Origin of the sequence: Streptomyces africanus (assembly GCF_030816955.1) — a bacterium.
In the GTDB taxonomy this organism is placed as follows: Bacteria; Actinomycetota; Actinomycetes; order Streptomycetales; family Streptomycetaceae; genus Streptomyces; species Streptomyces africanus.
Map to the genome: position 1 here is coordinate 2877739 of NZ_JAUSYP010000001.1, position 20169 is coordinate 2897907.

Below are 20169 nucleotides of genomic sequence, written 5' to 3' on the forward strand. Positions count from 1 at the left end.
TGACGCGTCATTCGACACGCCGACGGTCAAGGTTACGGGGCCGCGGCCAAGAGGGTCAAACCGAGCCGGGCCCGCCGCCTGTGCGACCGGTCACGCCGGTCGCGTCCGCCGGGGCGTACGCGCGATCCGCGCACGCCCCGGCGGACGTCGAGACGGTCAGTCCTCGTCGGTGGAGGCCGAGACGGAGGAGCGGGACTGCTCCGCCGCGACGGTCTTCTTCGACGTGGTCTTCTTGGCGGCGGTCTTGGTGGTCTTCGCCGCCGCCTTCTTCGCCGTCGTCTTCTTGGCCGCGGTCTTCTTCGCCGCGGTCTTCTTGGTGGCGGCCTTCTTCGCCGTGGCCTTCTTGGCCGTCTTGCGGGCCGTCTTCTTGGCCGGGGCCGCCTCTTCGGCGGCCTCCTCGGCGGCCTCCTGCGGGGCGGCACCGTCAACCGCGGCGGCCTGAGGGGCCTCCTCGGGCGCGGCCGACGGGACGACCACGACGGCCGCCTCCTCGGGCGCGGTGGACACGGTGGGCTTGCGCACGGCGCGGCGCCGCGGACGGGCCGGGGCGGCGCTCCCGGCGGGTGCCTCCGCGACCGCCTCGGCAGCCGCCGCGGGCTCTTCGGCCTGCTCGGGCTCCTGTGCGGCCTCGGCCGTGGCGGGCGCCGTCTCGGACACCGTCACCACGGTCGCCTCCGCCCCCGCCGGAGAACCGGCCGGCGCGGACACCTTGCGCGTCGCCCGCCGGCGGCCACGGCCCTTGGGCGCGGCCTCCTCAGGGGCCGGGGCCTCGACGACCGGGTCCTCGACGGCGATCGGCTCGGCGTGCGCCTCGGCGGCCGGTTCCGGCTGCACCGGACGGGCGACCTCCTCTGCGGCGGTCACGTCCTGAGCCGTCGGCACCTCGGCCTGCCTGTCCTGCTCGGCCTTCGGCTCCGCCGTCTCACCGCGCGGCGCACCCGCCGGAGCCGACGCCCGCCGGCTCGCCCGGCGCCGCGACCGACCGCGCGTGGCCGCGGCCTCCGCCTCGGCGGCACTGCTGTACAGCTCCTCGTCGGGCTCGAAGGCCGGCTCGGGCAGCGCGATCGGCTCGGCGATCTCGGCACCGACCTCGGCCTCGGTCTCCGCCTCCTGCTCGGCGGTCTCGATGGCCGCCTCGTGCACGTGCGGCTGATCGGCGGCACCGGCACGGGCACGCTTCTTGCGCTTGCCGCCGCCTCCGCCGGCGCTGGTCGGCTGCTCCATGTGCACGATGACACCGCGTCCGTTGCAGTGGACGCAGGTCTCGGAGAAGGACTCCAGGAGCCCCTGCCCGACCCGCTTGCGGGTCATCTGCACGAGCCCCAGCGAGGTCACCTCGGCCACCTGGTGCTTCGTACGGTCCCGGCCCAGGCATTCGAGCAGGCGCCGCAGCACCAGGTCCCGGTTGGACTCCAGCACCATGTCGATGAAGTCGATGACGATGATGCCGCCGAGGTCGCGCAGCCGCAGCTGGCGGACGATCTCCTCGGCCGCCTCCAGGTTGTTCCTGGTGACGGTCTCCTCGAGGTTGCCGCCCTGCCCGGTGAACTTGCCGGTGTTGACGTCGACGACGACCATCGCCTCGGTCCGGTCGATCACCAGCGAACCGCCACTGGGCAGCCAGACCTTGCGGTCCAGCGCCTTGGCGAGCTGCTCGTCGATCCGGTAGGTGGCGAAGACGTCGACCTCGGAGGTCCACTTCTGGAGCCGATCGGCGAGGTCCGGCGCGACGTGCGAGACATAGCCGTGGATGGTCTGCCACGCCTCGTCGCCGCTGACGACGACCTTGGAGAAGTCCTCGTTGAAGATGTCGCGCACGACCCGGACGGTCATGTCCGGCTCGCCGTACAGCAGCGTCGGCGCGTTGCCGCCGTTCTTGGCCTTCTTCTGGATCTCCTCCCACTGCCCCTGGAGCCGCTCGACGTCCCGGCGCAGCTCGTCCTCGCTCGCGCCCTCGGCGGCGGTGCGCACGATGACGCCCGCGTCCTCGGGGACGATCTTCTTGAGGATCGTCTTCAGCCGGGCCCGCTCGGTGTCGGGCAGCTTGCGGCTGATGCCGGTCATGGAGCCCTCGGGCACATACACGAGGTAGCGCCCGGGCAGGGAGACCTGGCTGGTCAGGCGGGCGCCCTTGTGCCCGATGGGGTCCTTCGTCACCTGGACGAGCACGGACTGCCCGGACTTCAGGGCGGACTCGATGCGCCGCGGCCCGTTGGCCATGCCGAGCGCCTCGAAGTTGACCTCACCTGCGTACAGCACCGCGTTGCGGCCCTTGCCGATGTCGATGAAGGCGGCCTCCATCGACGGCAGCACGTTCTGCACCTTGCCGAGGTAGACGTTGCCGACGTACGAGACCGCCTGCTCCTTGTTGACGTAGTGCTCGACGAGCACGCCGTCCTCCAGGACGCCGATCTGCGTACGGTCGCCGTGCTGGCGGACGACCATCACGCGCTCGACGGCCTCGCGCCGGGCCAGGAACTCGGCCTCGGTGATGATCGGGACGCGCCGGCGGCCCTGCTCGCGGCCCTCGCGGCGGCGCTGCTTCTTGGCCTCCAGACGGGTCGAGCCCTTGATGGACTGCACCTCGTCGGACGGTTCGGCCTTGGGCCGGGGCTCGCGGACCTTGACGACCGTGCGCTCCGGGTCGTCCTCGGAGGGCTCGGCCTCGGGCGCGCTGTCACCGGCACGGCGACGGCGGCGACGGCGACGGCGGCTGCTGCTGGAGCCGCCCCCGCCGGACGACTCGTCGCGGTCGGCGGCCTCGTCGGACTCGTCCTGGTCCTCCTCGGTCTGCTCCGCGGTGTCCTCGGCGTCCTGCGCGGCCTGTCCGGCGGCGACCTGCTCGGACTCGGCGTCCGTGCCCTCGCCGGCCTCGGCGTCGGTCTCGGCGGACTCCCCACGCCGACGGCGGCGGCCGCCCCGGCGACGGCGACGGCGCGAGCCGGTGCCCTCGGAGTCGTCCTGGTCGTCGCCCTCGGCGGACTCCTCGGGCTCCTCGGCCTCGTCGACGGCGCTCTCGGCGGCGGCACGCTCGGCGGGGGCCTCGGTGGTCTGGGCCTCGGGCTCGTCCGCGGCACCCCGGCGACGGCGACGGCGGCGCGATCCGCTGGGCTGCTCGTCCCGCACCTCCGCCGGCGCGGACTCCTCCGTCTCCTCGGGCTCCTCGGGCTCCTCGGTCCCGGCCGCCTCGGCGGCGGCCGCGGCGGCGGCCCGCTCCGGCGTCTGGAACTGGGGTTCGGTGAACACGGGCGCCTGGAACAGGGCGACGGGCGGGCCGCGCGGGCCGCGCCGACGTCTCGTCCTCATCGGCGGCCTCGGCACCGGCGGCGCCCCGCGCGGACTTGGCGCCCCGGGAGGCCCGGGAGGGCTGCGCGGGCTCGGCGAAACCACTGGCGGCCCGGCGGACGACCCGGCGACGGCGCCGCGGAGCGGCATCCTCGGCGGGCTCGGACGCCTGGGCGGCGGCCTCGGCGGCAGCGGCCTCGTCGGCTCCGTCGGACTCGGCTGCAGGGGATTCGGTCACAGGTGCCTTCGCCTCCTCGGCGGGCGTGCCGACGGGGGCCTCGGCGGGCCCACCGGACACGGCAGCGGCGGCCTCGGCGGGCGCGTCGGTCGTGGCGACGGAGCCGGACCGGCCCGCGTCGGCGGTTCCCTCCGCCGCCTCGGCGGCGGCAGGTGCTGCGGTGGGCGCGGTCACCCGTCGCGTGGCACGCCGCCGGGTCCTGCGCGGAGCAGCCTCCTCGGCGGGCTCCGCGGTCCCGGCGCCGTCGGCGGCAGCCTCGGGGGCGCTCGGCTCGGCCTGTGCGGCGGCGGCAGCGGGCGCCGCCGGCTCCACCGCCTCGGCCGGAGCCGCAGGAGGCGAGGTCACCGTGCGCGTCGCACGACGCCGGGTGCGCCGGGGAGCGGCGTCCTCGGACACCTCGGCGGACGCGGCGGCCTCGGTCTGCTCCGGCGCCTCGGAGGCGGCGGGAGCGGACGCGGTCGCCGGCACCACGGTCTCGGCGGCCTCAGCACCCGCCGGAGCCCCTGCGGGCGCGGCGGCACGGCGCACCACGCGGCGCCGCTTCGGAGCGGCAGGCGCGGCCTCCCCGGCGCTCTCGGCGGCCTCGGGGATCTCCTGCGCCGCCGCGACGGTCTCTTCGGCGGCGGTCTCCTCGGCCTCGCCGGTCTCTACGGCGTCGGCCGCGAGGTCGTCGGGCTCCGCGGCCGGTATGGCCGGCGTGACGGTCTCCACGGGAGCGTCGGAGGAGGCGCCGACGGGCGGACCCGCCGGCCGGGACGCGGCACGGCGCCGCCGACGGGGCGGCAGGGTGTCGCTGGGGGTGTTCTGTTCGGAGTCCGTGGCGGGCTCTGTGGGTTCGGTCGGTTCGAGCATGCGGGCTTTTCTCCCGTCAGGCTCCCGGGCGCCGCACCTGGTCCGGCTGTGCCGGTGACGTCCGCGGCTCGCGCTGTGCGCGTCGCCGCCGTCCGGGGCGCGGGCGCCGCACGGGAGCTCTCTGTGTCCTGTCTCGCCGGTTCCGTACGCCGAATGCGTACGGCCTGGCGAAAGTCTTCTGGTCGGTGCGCTGCCCGACCCAGGTGGCTCCCGAGTCCGAGGGCGGCGCTACGACGTCCGTCCCTTCGCGGAACCTACGCCGGCGCCGTCGCGGTGGCAGACGGTTCGGCCGTTGAGTGGGCCTCCGCTGCCTCGCGGTCGGGCGCGAGCGGGTCGGTCACCGTGCCGGTCTCTTCATCGAACAGCCCCTGCGCCAGCCTGGTCACCGCTGCGGGGACCGGCGGCGCCAGGTCGGCCACGGCGCGGAGACCGGACAGGACGTCGTCGGGTCGTACGGCAGGCGTCACGTGCCGAACAACCAGCCGCAGTATCGCACAGGGCTGGTCGGTCGGCCTATCAGCCTGCGAACTGTGCGTTTCTGTGAGGTCGGGGATCTCCAGGCTCGCGACGGCGGAGCGGGCGTCGAAGGTGCGTACCCCGTTCTTGGCGAGGCGCTGGACCTCGACGGTCTCGGCCGCGGTGAAGGCGTCCGCCGCCCGGCGGGCCTCCTCCTGCGACACGCCGTCCAGCCGCAGCTCCCACACGGAAGCCGTCAGCCGGTCGGCGAGGCCCGGGGTGCGGGCCTCGACCGCCTCGACGATGTCGAGCCCGGTGGGCAGCGACTCGTCGAGAAGGATCCTGAGCTGCTCCGGGTCGCGCGGCGCGGTGAGCGCGATCTCCAGGTACTCCGCCTCACTGCCCGTGCCGGTGGGTGCGGCATTGGCGTACGACACCTTCGGGTGCGGTGTGAAGCCCGCCGAGTAGGCCATCGGCACCTCGGCACGGCGCAACGCACGCTCGAAGGCGCGCTGGAAGTCACGGTGGCTGGTGAACCGGAGGCGGCCGCGCTTGGTGTAGCGCAGTCGGATGCGCTGCACCGCGGGTGCGGGCGGCGGGCCTTCGGGCTGTCGCTTGCCCAGTGTCGTTCAGTCCTTCGTGAGAGCGGTCGTACTGCTACCAAGAGTACGTGTCTCGCGGCCGTGAGGTTCCCGCCGGGCCACCACCTCCCGCTCCCGCGGCTCACCGAGGAGCATGCGACGGAAGTCGGCGCGCGCCTGTCGTACGGAGTCACGGGCGGCGGCGAGGGCCTGCCGGGTGGCCCGCCCCACGGCGCGGCCGGCGTCGGCGGCGGGCCGCAGCACCAGGTCCCGTACGACGTGCCCGACCGGGGTGAGCACCGTTCGGTACACCCAGCGCACCGGCTCCACGAAGGTCCACCGGAAGAGGGTCCCCAAGAACCGTCCGACGGCGAGCGAGACGTACCCGGCGATCCGCCAGGCGTGCCCGAGCGCGTCCCACACCTCGCGCCCGACGACCGCGAGGACGCGTCCGACGGGTGTGAGGACCCAGCGCCACAGGGCGAGCGCGGGCAACACGACCAGGACGCGGGTGGTCCAGTACAGGACCATGCCGACCAGCCGCACGAGCCCGGTCACACACCAGGCGACGGCCCGGCCGACGGGCGCGAGGATCCACTCGTACAGCCATACCGCGGGTACGACGACCAGGTACCGCGCGAGCCAGGCCGCGGCGGTGTACATGCCGAGGCCGAGGGCGGCGAACCCGACCCCGATGCCCCTGAGCAGCCACATGATCCCGTGCCCGATCGGCGTCAGCCCGTGCGCGTACAGCCACGCGAGGGCACGGCCGACCGGTGTGAGCACGTACCGGTGGAACCACACGAGCGGCACGACGACGAGCACGTTCCCGAGCCACGCCAGCGCCTTGCCGACGGGGACGAGGAGGTAGCGCCACAGTCCGACGACCGGCCAGACGAACAGGACCTTCCCCAGCCACAGCAGCGCCCGCCCGAGCGGCCTGAGCACGGTGTCCCTCAGGACGCGCCCGACGACGACGAGCGCGTCCCACACCACCCGCACCGGCACGACCAGCACAAGCACCACGATCCGCACGGGAATCCGGATCGCGACGGCGAGACACCCTTCGGGCGGTGCCTGCTGCTGCGGCTGAGCTGGTGACTTCTCGAGGTCCATAACGGCGTAGACGCCGTGGGCGTCTGTCCGGATCCCGTTCGGCACCGTCTACTCCACTTGTCCTCGAACTCCCCACGCCTCGACCGCGTTGCGGGATGCGCCGACCGGGTGAACAGTGGATTCATGGGCCCGGGTCCGCGACGGATGAAGGCGACGGACGAAGCAGCACACGCCAAGCGCATCTGGAACCACTATGGCCAGAACACCCCGGCGATACGCCTTCCACAGGGTCAACGCGTCCTCTCTTGGCTGCGGCGCTTGCCTTTCCAGCAGGTCTGACAGGTGCGGTGACGGCGCTTCAGGCCCCGAGCGCGAGCAGGACGGACGTGCCCGCGCAGACGACACCACCTCCTGAACCCACGGACTCCGAGCCTCCCCCGTCGACACCGGGTGATACGACGCCACCTCCGCCCACTGCCTCCGAACCGACCGACACGTCGAGTTCGGGCGGCACATTGCCCCCTGACAGCCCTGACAGCCCTGACAGCCCTGACAACTCGTCAGACACTGGTGACGCAGAGCAAGAGGGGTCCGGTCCCCCGGCTGAACAGACGGAACAGATTGAAGACGTAACGACGAGTCTGAACGAGACCAAGGCCAGCCTCCCCGAGGAACTGGCGCCGACTGTTGACGAATTGACGGCCACCCTCGAAGCAGTCGCGGACCCGGAGACGTCACTGCAGGACAGGCAAGAAGTCATCGAGAGCGCACAGCAGCTGACGACAGCGCTGACAACTATCGGCGACGACACATCCGACGAGCTGCGGGAACAGCTGGTCACGCTCGTGCAGCAGGTGTCCTCCACCCTGACAGTGGGCCACGACCCGGAGGTGCCGCCCGAGGAGCGGTCGTTCCTCCTCGTGATCGTGAAGCGGACGACATCCGCGCTGGACATGATCTGCGACCCCGAAACCCCAGAAGAACTGCGGGGGCAGCTGATCGCCGTCGTGGAGCAGCTGAACTACGTCCTGGAGAGCAGCTGGGACAGGGAGCTGGTTCGTTCGTTCGCGATGCTGGCAGGTTCCTCGGTGGACTGGATCACCGCCCCTGGGACGCCTCAGGAGGTACAGAACGCGCTCGCCGAGTCCACACTTAAGGGCACTGAGAAGCTGGAGGAGATCAACGACCTCGCGGCGTCACAGGAGAACCGGGCGAAACGCAAAGACCCGGAGGAAGAGCTGAAGGAACAGGCCGCCCGGATGAGCGACCAGCAGGAGGAGGCCGCCTCGGCTCAGGACCAACCGGACGAATCCCTCTCCGAGGCGGCCGTGGTGTGTACCACCGCCATATTCGAGTCGGTCGGAGAGAGCGCCCTCGTTCAGCAGCTCGGGGGCCTGATTCCCGAGGGTTGGGGCACCGAAGGGGTCAAGGACTTCTGGAAGGCGGAGGAACAGGGAGACGATCTCCTCGACGTCCTGGCCCAGTTGCAGAACGACGAGCGCGTCCACGCCCCCTTCGAAATCCCGCAGCTCATCACCGAGCTCGCCGACCTCGTACCGGGAAGCGAGCTGTTGGGCACCCTCGGCAAAAAATCTCTCAACTGCCTGGAGACGGCTTCTGTTCTCGACCAGGACTTCGGGATCGCAGCAGGCACCTGGCTCGCGGAGTCAGACGCCGGATGACATCAGCAATTCCGCGAGAGACACCTCTGCATTGGCGCGCACCTCCGCGGCCCCATATCTTTCCAGCTCTCTCTTTTCTTCCTTCACGAAATCAGACTCCCCCTTGAAGTCGAACGCCGAAATGGAGGAGATGGGATCGCGCACCGGAGACCAGATCGCCGTCACATAACGCGGATTACGGGTCACATTGACGAGGTTGTTGTTGTGCCGCACCATCCCGTGATAGATGACCAGTCGACCACACGCCGAACAGTGGAAACGCCCAGCCTCTTTATCCCATGAGTAATGAGGAGTTTCGAACTCGTCGACATCGAGTTTTCCTCGGTCCTTCCTCATGTACGAAACCCGCAAGTCGACACTCACCGTGTCATATAGGGCGTCCTTGGGGAGCTGGAACACACGTTTGAGGGAGTATTCCTGCCCGATCTCGAGCCGTTTGCCCGGACCGTAGAAGTGCCCACTGCTTACCGTGGTGTACTTAAGTCGGCTGACATAACGTTCTGCTTCCTCGCCCCGCTCGCCCGCGCGCTCGCTCCACTCCCTCACCAAAGCCCTGCGATCAGGGTACCTGGAGTACTCGGCGCCCCTTCCGCGGACGGTGTAGATGTCATTGACGATGTACACCGGAATCCCTCCGGTGTTCTTCATGTAAAGCGTCAGCGGGACTTGGACGAAGGGGAGCACACGGTCCGCCCGCGACTTCCCGAACTCAGCCCTCAGAGTGAAGTGCATCGGGGCAGCCGCAGGTTGGTACATGGTGGAATACGCCAGGCTGATGCCGGTCAGAAGCGCGGTGGCGACCACCCCGGCCGCGAACCTCTTGGGCTGCGGAACTCCCTTCCACGACTTGTCGCGGACAAGAAGGAAAAGCGTGCAGAGGGACCAGAACCACAGGGGCATGAAAACCAGCACATACGGCGTGAACTCCATTTCCTCGAGCCACATGAACAGCAGGAGACTGCCCGTGGCCAGCGCGATGAGCACGCCGAGCAGGACGATCGCCCCGGAGGCCTTGAACTGCCGCCTCCCCCCGTAGTCGAGGGCCGCGAGGGCCGCCACCCCCTGCACCACACCCGACAGGACGAACAGAACCCCACTGATCCGTTGCGCGAAGGTCAGCGCCCCGGAGGCGTCCGGCCACCCGATGGCCGCGTTGAGGGCCATGGACGCGAACAGCCCGGCCACCATGAGAACGGTAACCGCGCGCCTTCTCCAGGCGCGGTCGGGCCATGTGCCGCTGTCACCCCCGCGCCAGCTCACGGAAGCCGCATCGTCGACATTCAGGTCCTCGGGGTAGCCGAGGCGTCCGAGCATCTTCCGCAGTTCGCCCAGCGACCAGGCACGGCCCACCGTCTCGCCGCCCACGACGACCCGACGCAGCCCACGGCTGTCCGGTGGCTCGACAACGACCCACGGACGGATGCTCCTCATGCCGCCAGGCTCGAACCCCGAACAGCCGTGTGCACGCGGAACTACCCCGTTCGGCGCCCGCGAGGGCCCCTTTCAGGCGCCGACGTACGCCGCAAGGTGCTCTCCGGTGAGGGTGGAACGCGCGGCGACCAGGTCGGCCGGGGTGCCCTCGAAGACGATGCGGCCGCCGTCGTGTCCTGCGCCGGGGCCGAGGTCGCACCTCGCTGATGTCACGGCCGCCGAGGTGGAGGTCGAGGACCGACGCCTGGAACCGCTTCCCCTCGCAGGCCTCGCAGGTGGTGGCGACGCCCGCCCTCATCGCCAGGTCGGTGTAGACGACACCGGCGCCGTTGCAGGCCGGGCAGGCGCCCTCGGGGTCGGCGCTGAACAGCGCGGCATTGACGCCGTTGGCCTTGGCGAACGCCTTGCGGATCGGGTCGAGCAGCCCGGTGTACGTCGCCGGGTTGCTCCGTCTGGAGCCGCGGATCACGGTCTGGTCGACCGAGACCACTCCGTCCCGCCCGGACACCGAGCCGTGGATCAGAGAGCTCTTTCCCGAGCCCGCCACCCCGGTGACGACGACCAGCGTGCCGAGCGGGATGTCGACGGCGACGTCCCGCAGGTTGTTCGCGTCGGCGCCGCGCACCTCGAGCACGCCCGACGGCTTGCGCACCGAGGGCTTCAGCACGGCCCGGTCGTCCGATGCCGCCCGGTGAGCGTGCCACTGCGCCGCAGCCCCTGGACGGTGCCCTCGAACACCACCTCGCCGGCGCGTGGACCCAGCTTGTGCTCCACGACCAGCACGGTGTTGCCCTTGTCGCGCAACTGGAGCAGCAGGCCGTTCATCCGCTGGATGTCATGGGGGTGCAGCCCGCATCGAGCAGAGGAGCCCCCTCCGCAGCCGGAGGGGGCTCCATGACCGGACCGGTCTCAGTGAGCGTGTCCGCCGGCCGCGGGCGCCGCGTTCTTGACCGTCAGGGGCAGGAGCTTCTTGCCCGTCGGGCCGATCTGGATCTGGGTGTCCATCTGCGGACACACCCCGCAGTCGAAGCACGGCGTCCAGCGGCAGTCCTCGACCTCCGTCTCGTCGAGGGCGTCCTGCCAGTCCTCCCAGAGCCAGTCCTTGTCGAGGCCGGAGTCCAGGTGGTCCCAGGGGAGGACCTCCTCGTACGTGCGCTCGCGCGTCGTGTACCAGTCGACGTCGACGCCGAAGGGGGCCAGGGCCTTCTCGGCGCACCGCATCCAGCGGTCGTACGAGAAGTGCTCGCGCCAGCCGTCGAAGCGGCCGCCGTCGTCGTAGACCGCGCGGATGACGGCGCCGATCCGGCGGTCGCCGCGGGACAGCAGGCCCTCGACGATGCCGGGCTTGCCGTCGTGGTAGCGGAAGCCGATGGAGCGGCCGTACTTCTTGTCGCCGCGGATCTTGTTGCGCAGCTTCTCCAGGCGGACGTCCGTCTCCTCCGCCGACAGCTGCGGCGCCCACTGGAAGGGCGTGTGGGGCTTGGGGACGAAGCCGCCGATCGAGACCGTGCAGCGGATGTCGTTGGACTTCGACACCTCGCGGCCCTTGGCGATGACCTTCGTCGCCATGTCGGCGATCTGGAGGACGTCGTCGTCGGTCTCCGTCGGCAGGCCGCACATGAAGTACAGCTTCACCTGGCGCCAGCCGTTGCCGTAGGCGGTGGCGACCGTGCGGATCAGGTCGTCTTCCGAGACCATCTTGTTGATGACCTTGCGGATGCGTTCCGAGCCGCCCTCGGGGGCGAAGGTGAGCCCGGAGCGGCGGCCGTTGCGGGTCAGCTCGTTCGCCAGGTCGATGTTGAAGGCGTCCACGCGGGTGGACGGGAGGGAGAGGCCGACCTTGTCGTCCTCGTAGCGGTCGGCGAGGCCCTTGGCGATGTCGCCGATCTCCGAATGGTCCGCCGAGGAGAGGGAGAGCAGGCCCACTTCCTCGAAGCCCGTCGCCTTCAGACCCTGCTCGACCATGTCGCCGATGCCCGTGATGGAGCGTTCACGGACCGGGCGGGTGATCATGCCGGCCTGGCAGAACCGGCAGCCGCGGGTGCAGCCGCGGAAGATCTCCACCGACATGCGCTCGTGAACCGTCTCGGCCAGCGGGACCAGGGGCTGCTTGGGGTACGGCCACTCGTCGAGGTCCATCACCGTGTGCTTGGAGACGCGCCAGGGGACGCCGGAGCGGTTGGGTACGACGCGGGCGATACGGCCGTCGGGCAGGTACTCGACGTCGTAGAAGCCGGGGATGTACACCCCGCCCGTCTTCGCCAGGCGGAAGAGGAGCTCCTCGCGGCCGCCGGGGCGGCCCTCCGCCTTCCAGGCGCGGATGATCGCGGTGACCTCCAGGACGGCCTGCTCGCCGTCACCGATCACCGCGCAGTCGATGAAGTCCGCGATCGGCTCGGGGTTGAACGCGGCGTGGCCGCCGGCCATGACGATCGGGTCGTCCAGGCCGCGGTCCTTGGCCTCCAGGGGGATCCCGGAGAGGTCCAGGGCCGCCAGCATGTTGGTGTAGCCCAGCTCCGTGGAGAAGGACAGGCCCAGCACGTCGAAGGCCTTGACGGGCCGGTGACTGTCCACCGTGAACTGCGGGACGCCGTGCTCCCGCATCAGCTCCTCCAGGTCCGGCCAGACGCTGTAGGTGCGCTCGGCGAGGACGCCCTGCTGCTCGTTGAGCACCTCGTAGAGGATCTGGACGCCCTGGTTGGGCAGGCCGACCTCGTAGGCGTCCGGGTACATGAGCGCCCAGCGGACGTCACAGGAGCCCCAGTCCTTGACCGTGGAGTTGAGTTCTCCGCCGACGTACTGGATCGGCTTCTGCACGTGCGGGAGCAGAGCTTCGAGCTGCGGGAACACCGACGCAGCGACTTCGGCAGACATGTCGCGCACCTTCGTGGGCTGGACTGAACGGACAGGGTGACCATCCAGACTAACGCGACCCGGACGCGCCTTCGTACGCGCGGAGGATCAGCGGAAGATCACAGGCCCGCAGCCCCGCCCTTGATCCCGTCCCAGAATCCGGGCAGCTCGGTCTCCACGCGCACCGCCCGCTGCTCCTCGCGCTCATGGAGCAGGCCGTAGGTGAAGGTGTTCTCCCCGGCCGCGTGGGCGACTGCCGCCAGCTCGCGCAGGGCCTGCCGGGCCATCACGCTGTCCTGGTGCTCGCCGAGCAGGATCTGGAGCGCCTTCATGGTCTTGACCAGGTCCTTGGCCGGCTTGCCGAGGACCGGCCGGGCGGCCTCCGCCGCGTAGCGGGCGCGCTTGGTCTTCTTGCGGGCCTCGTGGATCGCGACGTCGCGGTCGGTGCCGGGCTCCAGTTCCACAGCCCGCTCGACCAGCCCGGCGACCTTGCGGACGTCCCTCGTGACGGCCTTGGCGATCTTCTTGTGGGGCTTCTTGCCGACCGCCTTCTTGAGGGGCGGGTCGGCGATCAGCGCGTCCAGGGTGTCGAGCAGGGCGAGGTAGCGGCGGGAGTCCAGGACCCCGATGAGCCGGCCGCGGGTTCCGCCGTGCTCGGCGCTCGCCCAGGTGCGCAGCCGCTCGCGGACCGGGCCGCGGACCAGGGTGGCCGGCACCTCGTCGAGAGCCGCCGTCAGCCGTGCGGTCAGCACTTCGCGGTCCCGGTCCAGGCCCACCTCACCGGCCAGCCACTTCAGCTCGTCGCCGACCGGGTCGGTGACGGTCCGGTCGAGGAGCTCGCCGTACGTCTTGAGGGTGCTGCGCAGTCTGCGGGTGGCGACGCGCAGGCTGTGCACGGAGTCCTCGGCGTTCCGCCGCACGGCCGGGTCGAGTTCGACGATGGCGTCCCGCTGGGCGCGCACGTACGCCAGGACGTGGTCTGAGGCGGTCACCGGCTGCGCGGCGGGGGCGGACGCGGGCTGCCGGTGCGGCGCCGTCTCCGCGAGGGCCCGCGCCAGTTTCGACGGCGAGGCCGACGGCCGTACGCCCGCCTTGCGCAGCCGCTTCTCGACCTTGTCGAGGAAGGCCGGGTCTCCCCCGTCGGCGAGCTCCACCTCGATCTCCGTCCACTGCGCTGCACCGCCGCCGGCCGTGAGCCGGTCGGCCCGTACGGCGTCGACGCTGACCTCGGCGAGCAGCTTGCCGTCGGCGTCGACGAGGTGGCGTACGTCGCGGTCGGAGCGCAGCCGGACGACGGGCAGCAGTCGGCCGCCGCGGACGCGGGAGCGGACGAGCCGGCGAGGTCGCCCGGGAGGGTGTCGGAGAGCGGGGCGCGGATCTCGTCGCGGACGCCGGGGGCGACGGGGAACTTCAGATGCCAGCCCGCGTCCGAGCCGCCGGTGCGGCGGCGCAGGGTGACGGACGACGCGGCGAGGCGTTCGTCGGCGGTGTCGTAGTAGGTGGCGTCGAGGTGGGCGACGCCCTGGTCGAGCACGGTCGCGACGCCGGCGACACCGGTCAGGTCGGGGAGCCCGCTCTCGTCGGATTCGTACTTGCGTTCGACCTCGCGTTTCGTCTCCGCCATGACATGGAATCTAGTGGCTGACCGGCCGGGAGGGCAGTGGTGGGCTCCCTCACCAAGGGCGTCGCGTTCAGGTCGTCAGCAGGGCCCGCATCTCCTCGCCGTCCGGGAAGGGCGCGTCCTTCACCGTCCGGGAGACGAGGTACACGTGGGCGTCCTCGAACTGGTGGTATGACAGCGGCTCCGGGCCCTGTCCGACGATCAGCACGTTGTGCTCCAGGCGCCAGCTGACGTACCGGGTCGTGAACCTGGGCTGCCGGATGTCGTGGTCCGGCAGGCCCAGCCGGTCGGTGAAGCGCCGCACCACGCTGCCGAAGAGCGCGTCGAACTCCGGCCGCCAGGCGCCCTCCTCGCTGGTCCAGCCGGGCAGGGTGCCCCAGCAGTCCTCGTCGAGCAGGCCGCCGTCGACCGAGTAGAGGTAGGCGAACGGCAGGTAGAGCGAGCCGTCGCCGTCGCAGGTGACGAAGTGGCCCTGCGGGGTGACGTGGGTGGCTTCGGGAACATCGAGTGTGTCCTCGTACGCCGGTCCCTGCACCGCCTGCGACCAGTCGGGCCAGCCGCCCTCGCGCATCCGCGCCTCGATGGCGTCGTCGTCGGTCAGGTCCAGCTCCGCCAGCGCGAGGAGCTGACTCACCAGCTCCTCGGTCACCGGGCACAGGGCCACGTACTCCCCGGACATTCCACTCCCCCGTTACTGCCGCTAGGCCGACATCGGTCGTTGTACCCGGATCGACTGCAACAGGCCGACCGCTATCCACACGGCGAACATCGACGACCCACCGTACGACACGAACGGCAGCGGCAGGCCGGTGACCGGCATGATGCCGAGCGTCATCCCGACGTTCTCGAAGGTCTGGAAGGCGAACCAGGCGACGATGCCGGCGGCGACGATCGTGCCGTACAGGTCGGTGGTCTCCCGGGCGATACGGCAGGCCCGCCACAGGACGATGCCGAGCAGCAGGATGATCAGGCCGCCGCCGACGAAGCCCAACTCCTCCCCCGCCACGGTGAAGACGAAGTCCGTCTGCTGCTCGGGTACGAACTGGCCGGTGGTCTGCGAGCCGTGGAAGAGGCCGGAGCCGGTCAGGCCGCCGGAGCCGATGGCGATACGGGCCTGGTTGGTGTTGTAGCCGACGCCGGCCGGATCGAGCTCGGGGTTGGCGAAGGCGGCGAAGCGGTTGATCTGGTACTCGTCGAGCACGCCGATCTGCCAGACGGTGACCGCGCCGAGGGTGCCCGCGCCGAGCAGGCCGAACACCCAGCGGTTGGACGCCCCGGAGGCGAGCAGCACGCCGAGCACGATGATGACCATGACCATGACCGACCCGAGGTCGGGCATGAGCATCACGATCAGCATGGGCACGGCGGCCAGGCCCAGTGCCTGCAGGACCGTGCGGTGGTCGGGGTACTGCCGGTCGCCGGCGTCGACTCTGGCCGCCAGCAGCATCGCCATGCCCAGGATGATCGTGACCTTCACGAACTCCGAGGGCTGGAGGGAGAAGCCGCCGGGGAGCTTGATCCACGAGTGGGCGCCGTTGATCGTGGACCCGAGCGGGGTGAGCACCAGCAGGATCAGCAGGAGCGAGAAGCCGTACAGGACCGGCACGGCCGTGCGCAGACCGCGGTGGCCGAGCCAGATCGTGCCGGCCATCAGGGCGAGGCCGATGCCGGTGTTGAGCAGGTGCCGGATGAGGAAGAAGTACTGGTCGCCCTGGTTGAGCTCCGTGCGGTTGCGGGTCGCCGAGTAGACGAGGAGCGTGCCGAGCAGCGACAGGGCCATCGCCGACAGCAGGATCGGCCAGTCGAGTCGCCGCGCCACCGAGTCACGGGCGAGGAGCCTGGTCCAGCCGGAGCGCTCGGGGCCGTAGCCGGAGACCTGGAAGCTGTTCACACCGCCGGTCATGTCGGCAACCTCCGGCTTCCCCGCCGGCGCCGGCGCCTTCGGGTGTCACGGTTCTCCGGCGACGGCGGGGCCGACGTGGCCGGCTGGAGCGGGTCGGCCGGGGCGTTCGGATCCTTCTTCTTCGCCTGCTGGTCCTTGGCCGGGTCCTTGGGGACCTTCGGGGAGGCGATGGTGCCGTCCGTCTTGACCTTCGGCAGGGCCTTTTCCGGGGCGGGCAGCAGGGCCTTCTTCGCGTCGATGTCGCCGTCCTCGGAGACGCCGTACAGCGCGTTGTAGATGTTGCGGACGGCGGGGCCCGAGGCGCCGGAGCCCGTACCACCCTGGGAGATCGTCATGACGATCGAGTAGTCCTTGGTGTACGTGGCGAACCAGGAGGTGGTCTGCTTGCCGTAGACCTCCGCCGTACCCGTCTTGGCGTGCATCGGGATCTTGTCCTGCGGCCAGCCGCCGAACCGCCAGGCGGCCGTACCGCGGGTGGCGACTCCCTCGAGGGCTTCGTCTATGCGGTCGCGCGTCTGCCGCGTCATCGGCAGCTTGCCGTGCGACCGGGGCTTGATCGGCGTGACGGTCCTGCCGTCGGCGCTGATGACGGCCTTGCCGACGGAGGGGTTGTAGAGGGTGCCGCCGTTGGAGATGGCCGAGTAGATGGTGGCCATCTGGATGGGCGTGACGAGCGTGTCGCCCTGGCCGATGGAGTAGTTGACGGAGTCACCGGCGCGCATCCGGTTGCCTTCGAGGCAGTTCTCGTAGGCGATCTTCTCGGCGTAGCTGCCGTTGCGCTTGCCGGTGCGGCACCAGGCGTCCTTGTTGGCCTTCCAGTAGTCCAGCTTCCACTTGCGGTCGGGGACGCGGCCGGTGACCTCGTTGGGCAGGTCGATGCCGGTCTCCTTGCCGAGGCCGAACTGGTGCGCAGTCTTGTAGAACCAGTCGCTCGGGTGCTTCTTCGGCTTGCTGCCGCCGTCCTTCTTCCACTCCTCGTGGGAGAGCCGGTAGAAGACCGTGTCGCAGGAGACCTCCAGGGCGCGGCCGAGGCTGATGGGGCCGTATCCCTTGGATTCGAAGTTCTTGAAGACCTGGCCGCCCAGGGAGTACGAGCTGGAGCACTGGTAGGGGCCGTCGAAGGAGTAACCGGCGTTGATCGCGGCGGCCGTCGGGATGACCTTGAAGATCGAGCCGGGCGCGGACTGGCCCTGGATCGCGCGGTTGAGCAGCGGGTAGTTGGAGTTCTTGCCGGTGAGCCGCGCGTAGTCCTTGGCGGAGATGCCGCCCACCCAGGCGTTCGGGTCGTAGCTCGGGTTGGAGGCCATGGCGACGACGCGGCCGGTCTTGGCCTCCATGACGACGACGGCGCCGGAGTCGGCCTTGTAGTTGGTGCCGGTGTTCCGGTCGTGCTGCCTGCGGGCTTCCTTCATGGCCTCGTTCAGCTGGTACTCGGCGATCCGCTGGACGCGGGCGTCGATGCTGGTGACGAGGTTGTCGCCGGGGTGGGCCGGGTCGGCCTCGGCCTGGCCGATGACGCGGCCGAGGTTGTCGACCTCGTAGCGCGTGACGCCGGCCTTGCCGCGCAGCTGCTTGTCGTACTGGCGCTCCAGGCCGGAGCGGCCGACCTGGTCGGAGCGCAGATACGGCGAGTTGGTGTTCTGGGCCTTCTTGATCTCCTCGTCGGTGACCGGCGAGAGGTAGCCGAGGACCTGGGCGGTGTTGGCCTTGCCGGGGCTCGGGTAGCGGCGCACGGCCTCGGGCTCGGCGGTGATGCCGGGGAAGTCCTCGGCGCGCTCGCGGATCTGGAGGGCCTGCTTGGGGGTGGCCTCGTCGGTGATGGGGATGGGCTGGTACGGCGAGCCGTTCCAACAGGGCTGGGGGGTCTTGGCGTCGCAGAGCCGGACCTTCTCCTGGACCTCCTTGGGCGTCATGCCCAGGACTCCGGCAAGCTTGGTGAGGACGTCCTTGCCGTCGTCCGGCATCTTCAGCAGGTCGGTGCGGGAGGCGGAGACGACCAGTCGCGTCTCGTTGTCGGCGAGGGCCACTCCGCGCGCGTCCAGGATGGAGCCGCGGACGGCGGGCTGGACGACCTGCTGGACGTGGTTCCCCGACGCCTCCTTGGCGTAGGCCGCGCCCTCACGGATCTGGAGGTACCACAGACGGCCGCCGAGGGTGAGCAGGAGGGACAGGACGAGGACCTGGATGACGACGAGCCGGATCTGGACCCGTGGGTTCCGCCCGGTCTCGGGGATGTTGGTCACTGCGGCTGCCTCCCCCTCTCAGTGCGCGTACGGCTGTGCGAGTACGAAGCCGGGCCAGGGCGCGCAGCCTGGCCCCGGTGCGAAGCCGGGCCAGGGTGCGAGCGTCTGTCCGGGCACGTGTGTGCGGATACGAGTGAGGAACGACGGGCCCACGAGCCGGCGTTCCTACCGGAGGGGTCCGTTCGGGTGAACTTCCCTGCGTTCACAGCCGCTTGACCCCCTTGATGCGCCCGGCCCGCGCCATCCGCGCCCGGGCCGCCTTCACGCGCAGCCCGTTCCGCTGGCTGCCGATCTTCAGGCCGGTGCCGCCGGAGAGCCAGCCGGAGGAGATGTCGGTGGCCTTGGCGCCGGAGCCGGTCTCGGCGAGCGGATCGTTCTCGGCGCGCCTGGCCAGCGCCATCACCCCCGGCACCACGAACGGGGCGAGCAGCAGGTCGTACAGGGCGGCCGTGAACAGCAGACTGCCCAGGCCCACATGGCGGGCGGCGGTGTCCCCGACGAGGGCACCGACCCCGGCGTAGAGCAGGGTCGAGCCGAGGGCGGCGGCGACCACCACGACCATGGGGCCGGTCGCGGACTTCAGCTGGCCCGTCTCCGGTTTCACCAGGCCCGCGAGGTAGCCGATGACGCACAGCACGAGCGCGTAGCGCCCGGCGGCGTGGTCGGCGGGCGGGGCCAGATCGGCGAGCAGACCCGCGCCGAAACCGACGAGGGCGCCGCCCACATGGCCGTACACGAGGGCGAGGCCGAGGACGGTGAGGAGCATCAGGTCGGGGACGGCACCGGGCAGGTGGAGGCGGGCGAGGACGCTCACCTGGATCACCAGGGCGACGACGACCAGGGCGGAGGAGAGCAGGATCCGGTTGACGCGCATGAGGTGACAGCTCCTACTGCTCTTGCTGGTTCTGGCCGTCTGCGGGTGCCTCGGCGGACGGCGTCACGGTCACCGTCACCGTCGGCCTGGGAGTCGGCTTGGGCTTGGGCGGAAGCACTGTGTCGCGCGGGTCCTTCTTCGGGGCCTCGACGACGACGCCGACGATGTCGAGCTTGGTGAAGGCGGCGTACGGCGTGACGTAGAGCGTGCGGGTCAGGCCGCCGCCGGACGGGTCGACGCGGGAGACCACACCGACGGGCACGCCGGGCACGAACGGCCGGTCGGCCTGCGAGCCGAAGGTGACCAGGCGGTCGCCCTTCTTCACCTCCGCCTTGCCGTTGAGGAGTTCCACGCGCAGCGGGCGGTCGCCCTGCCCGGAGGCGAAGCCGAGCTCGTCGCCGGCCTCCATCCGGGTGCCGACGGTGAAGTCGGGGTCGCTGGCGAGCAGGACCGTGGCGGTGCTGGGCCCGACGGTGGTGACCCGGCCCACGAGCCCGTCCCCGTTCAGGACGGTCATGTCGCGTTTGATGCCGTCGCCCGCGCCGACGTCGATGGTGATGGTCCAGGAGAAGCCCTGCGCGGCTCCGATGGCGATGACCTCGGCGCCCTTGATGCCGTACTGCCCCTGGCCGGCGATCTTCAGCATCTTGTCGAGCTGCTTGAGGCGGCTGCGGCTGCGGTCGTCGCTGCCGAGCCGCGCCTTCAGGGCCGCGTTCTCCTCCTCCAGTACGGCGAGCCGGTCGTGCCGCTCGCCGGATTCCCGGATGGCGGAGACCGCGTTGCCGACCGGGTCGACCGCGGCCGACACACCGCTCTCGATCGGGCCGAAGACCGTCGCCGCGCCCTGCCGGGCACCGTCGACCGGGGAATCCTCCCCACCGCGAATGTCCACCGTGATCAACGCGAACGCGATGGCGATCAGCAGCACCAGGAGCAGCCGGCTCTCTCGTGTGTCCCTCACGTGCGGCGGCCGTGCCCTTCCTCATCGGAATTCGGGAAGCCCCAGGGAAACCCGAGGGGCTGCATTGTGGGAGCTTATGCATCTATATCAACGATCCGCCGCACGAGAGGAGATCGTCCCGTACGGCGGAATC

10 protein-coding genes and 3 pseudogenes are annotated in these 20169 nt (G+C 70.7%); 1 reads left to right on the top strand and 12 read right to left on the bottom strand.

Annotation, left to right across the window (positions count from 1 at the left end):
* Positions 1-156 precede the first annotated feature (156 nt).
* From QF034_RS13335 to QF034_RS13345, 3 genes and pseudogenes are all read right to left on the bottom strand, one after another.
* Positions 157-4375 (bottom strand): annotated as a pseudogene (locus QF034_RS13335) (Rne/Rng family ribonuclease).
* 254 nt (positions 4376-4629) lie between these two features.
* Positions 4630-5412 (bottom strand): TIGR03936 family radical SAM-associated protein, encoded by a 783-nt coding sequence (locus QF034_RS13340; protein WP_307175157.1) that lies wholly within the window; start codon positions 5410-5412, stop codon positions 4630-4632.
* Positions 5413-5460: 48 nt separating this feature from the next.
* Positions 5461-6528, bottom strand: coding sequence for a hypothetical protein (locus QF034_RS13345; protein WP_307179872.1), 1068 nt, complete (start codon positions 6526-6528; stop codon positions 5461-5463).
* Between the two features lie 635 nt (positions 6529-7163).
* Between QF034_RS13345 and QF034_RS13350 the strand changes: the two genes are divergently transcribed.
* The gene (locus tag QF034_RS13350; RefSeq protein ID WP_307175158.1) at positions 7164-8150 is read left to right on the top strand and encodes a hypothetical protein; all 987 of its coding nucleotides are present in this window, start codon (positions 7164-7166) and stop codon (positions 8148-8150) included.
* Here QF034_RS13350 and QF034_RS13355 read toward each other — a convergent pair.
* The 9 genes and pseudogenes from QF034_RS13355 to mreC all read right to left on the bottom strand — a co-directional run bounded on the left by QF034_RS13355 (position 8136) and on the right by mreC (position 20036).
* Entirely contained in the window at positions 8136-9581 is a 1446-nt protein-coding gene (locus QF034_RS13355; RefSeq protein ID WP_307175159.1) for a hypothetical protein, read from the bottom strand. The genes QF034_RS13350 and QF034_RS13355 overlap by 15 nt on opposite strands.
* Before the next feature lie 72 nt (positions 9582-9653).
* Positions 9654-10433: pseudogene (locus tag QF034_RS13360) on the bottom strand (hypothetical protein); the annotation flags it as partial.
* Between the two features lie 57 nt (positions 10434-10490).
* Positions 10491-12455 (bottom strand): TIGR03960 family B12-binding radical SAM protein, encoded by a 1965-nt coding sequence (locus QF034_RS13365; RefSeq protein ID WP_307175160.1) that lies wholly within the window; start codon positions 12453-12455, stop codon positions 10491-10493.
* Positions 12456-12553: 98 nt separating this feature from the next.
* Positions 12554-14058 (bottom strand): annotated as a pseudogene (locus QF034_RS13370) (CYTH and CHAD domain-containing protein).
* A gap of 67 nt (positions 14059-14125) precedes the next feature.
* Positions 14126-14734 (bottom strand): hypothetical protein, encoded by a 609-nt coding sequence (locus QF034_RS13375; protein WP_307175161.1) that lies wholly within the window; start codon positions 14732-14734, stop codon positions 14126-14128.
* Positions 14735-14755: 21 nt separating this feature from the next.
* Positions 14756-15958, bottom strand: coding sequence for a rod shape-determining protein RodA (rodA, locus tag QF034_RS13380; protein ID WP_307175162.1), 1203 nt, complete (start codon positions 15956-15958; stop codon positions 14756-14758).
* Positions 15955-18201, bottom strand: coding sequence for a penicillin-binding protein 2 (gene mrdA / locus QF034_RS13385; protein ID WP_307175163.1), 2247 nt, complete (start codon positions 18199-18201; stop codon positions 15955-15957). The genes rodA and mrdA overlap by 4 nt, the downstream gene beginning before the upstream one ends.
* Before the next feature lie 202 nt (positions 18202-18403).
* Positions 18404-19075 (bottom strand): rod shape-determining protein MreD, encoded by a 672-nt coding sequence (gene mreD, locus QF034_RS13390; RefSeq protein WP_307175164.1) that lies wholly within the window; start codon positions 19073-19075, stop codon positions 18404-18406.
* A 13-nt stretch (positions 19076-19088) separates the two neighbouring features.
* Positions 19089-20036, bottom strand: a complete 948-nt coding sequence (gene mreC / locus QF034_RS13395) for a rod shape-determining protein MreC (RefSeq protein ID WP_307175165.1) — start codon at positions 20034-20036, stop codon at positions 19089-19091.
* Positions 20037-20169: the final 133 nt, after the last annotated feature.

Bases quoted from the DNA above. Each gene is read 5' to 3' on its own strand.
- QF034_RS13345 (WP_307179872.1), bottom strand. From the start codon at position 6,528: ATGGACCTCGAGAAGTCACCAGCTCAGCCGCAGCAGCAGGCACCGCCC.
- QF034_RS13355 (WP_307175159.1), bottom strand. From the start codon at position 9,581: ATGAGGAGCATCCGTCCGTGGGTCGTTGTCGAGCCACCGGACAGCCGT.
- QF034_RS13365 (WP_307175160.1), bottom strand. From the start codon at position 12,455: ATGTCTGCCGAAGTCGCTGCGTCGGTGTTCCCGCAGCTCGAAGCTCTG.
- QF034_RS13375 (WP_307175161.1), bottom strand. From the start codon at position 14,734: ATGTCCGGGGAGTACGTGGCCCTGTGCCCGGTGACCGAGGAGCTGGTG.
- rodA (WP_307175162.1), bottom strand. From the start codon at position 15,958: ATGACCGGCGGTGTGAACAGCTTCCAGGTCTCCGGCTACGGCCCCGAG.
- mreD (WP_307175164.1), bottom strand. From the start codon at position 19,075: ATGCGCGTCAACCGGATCCTGCTCTCCTCCGCCCTGGTCGTCGTCGCC.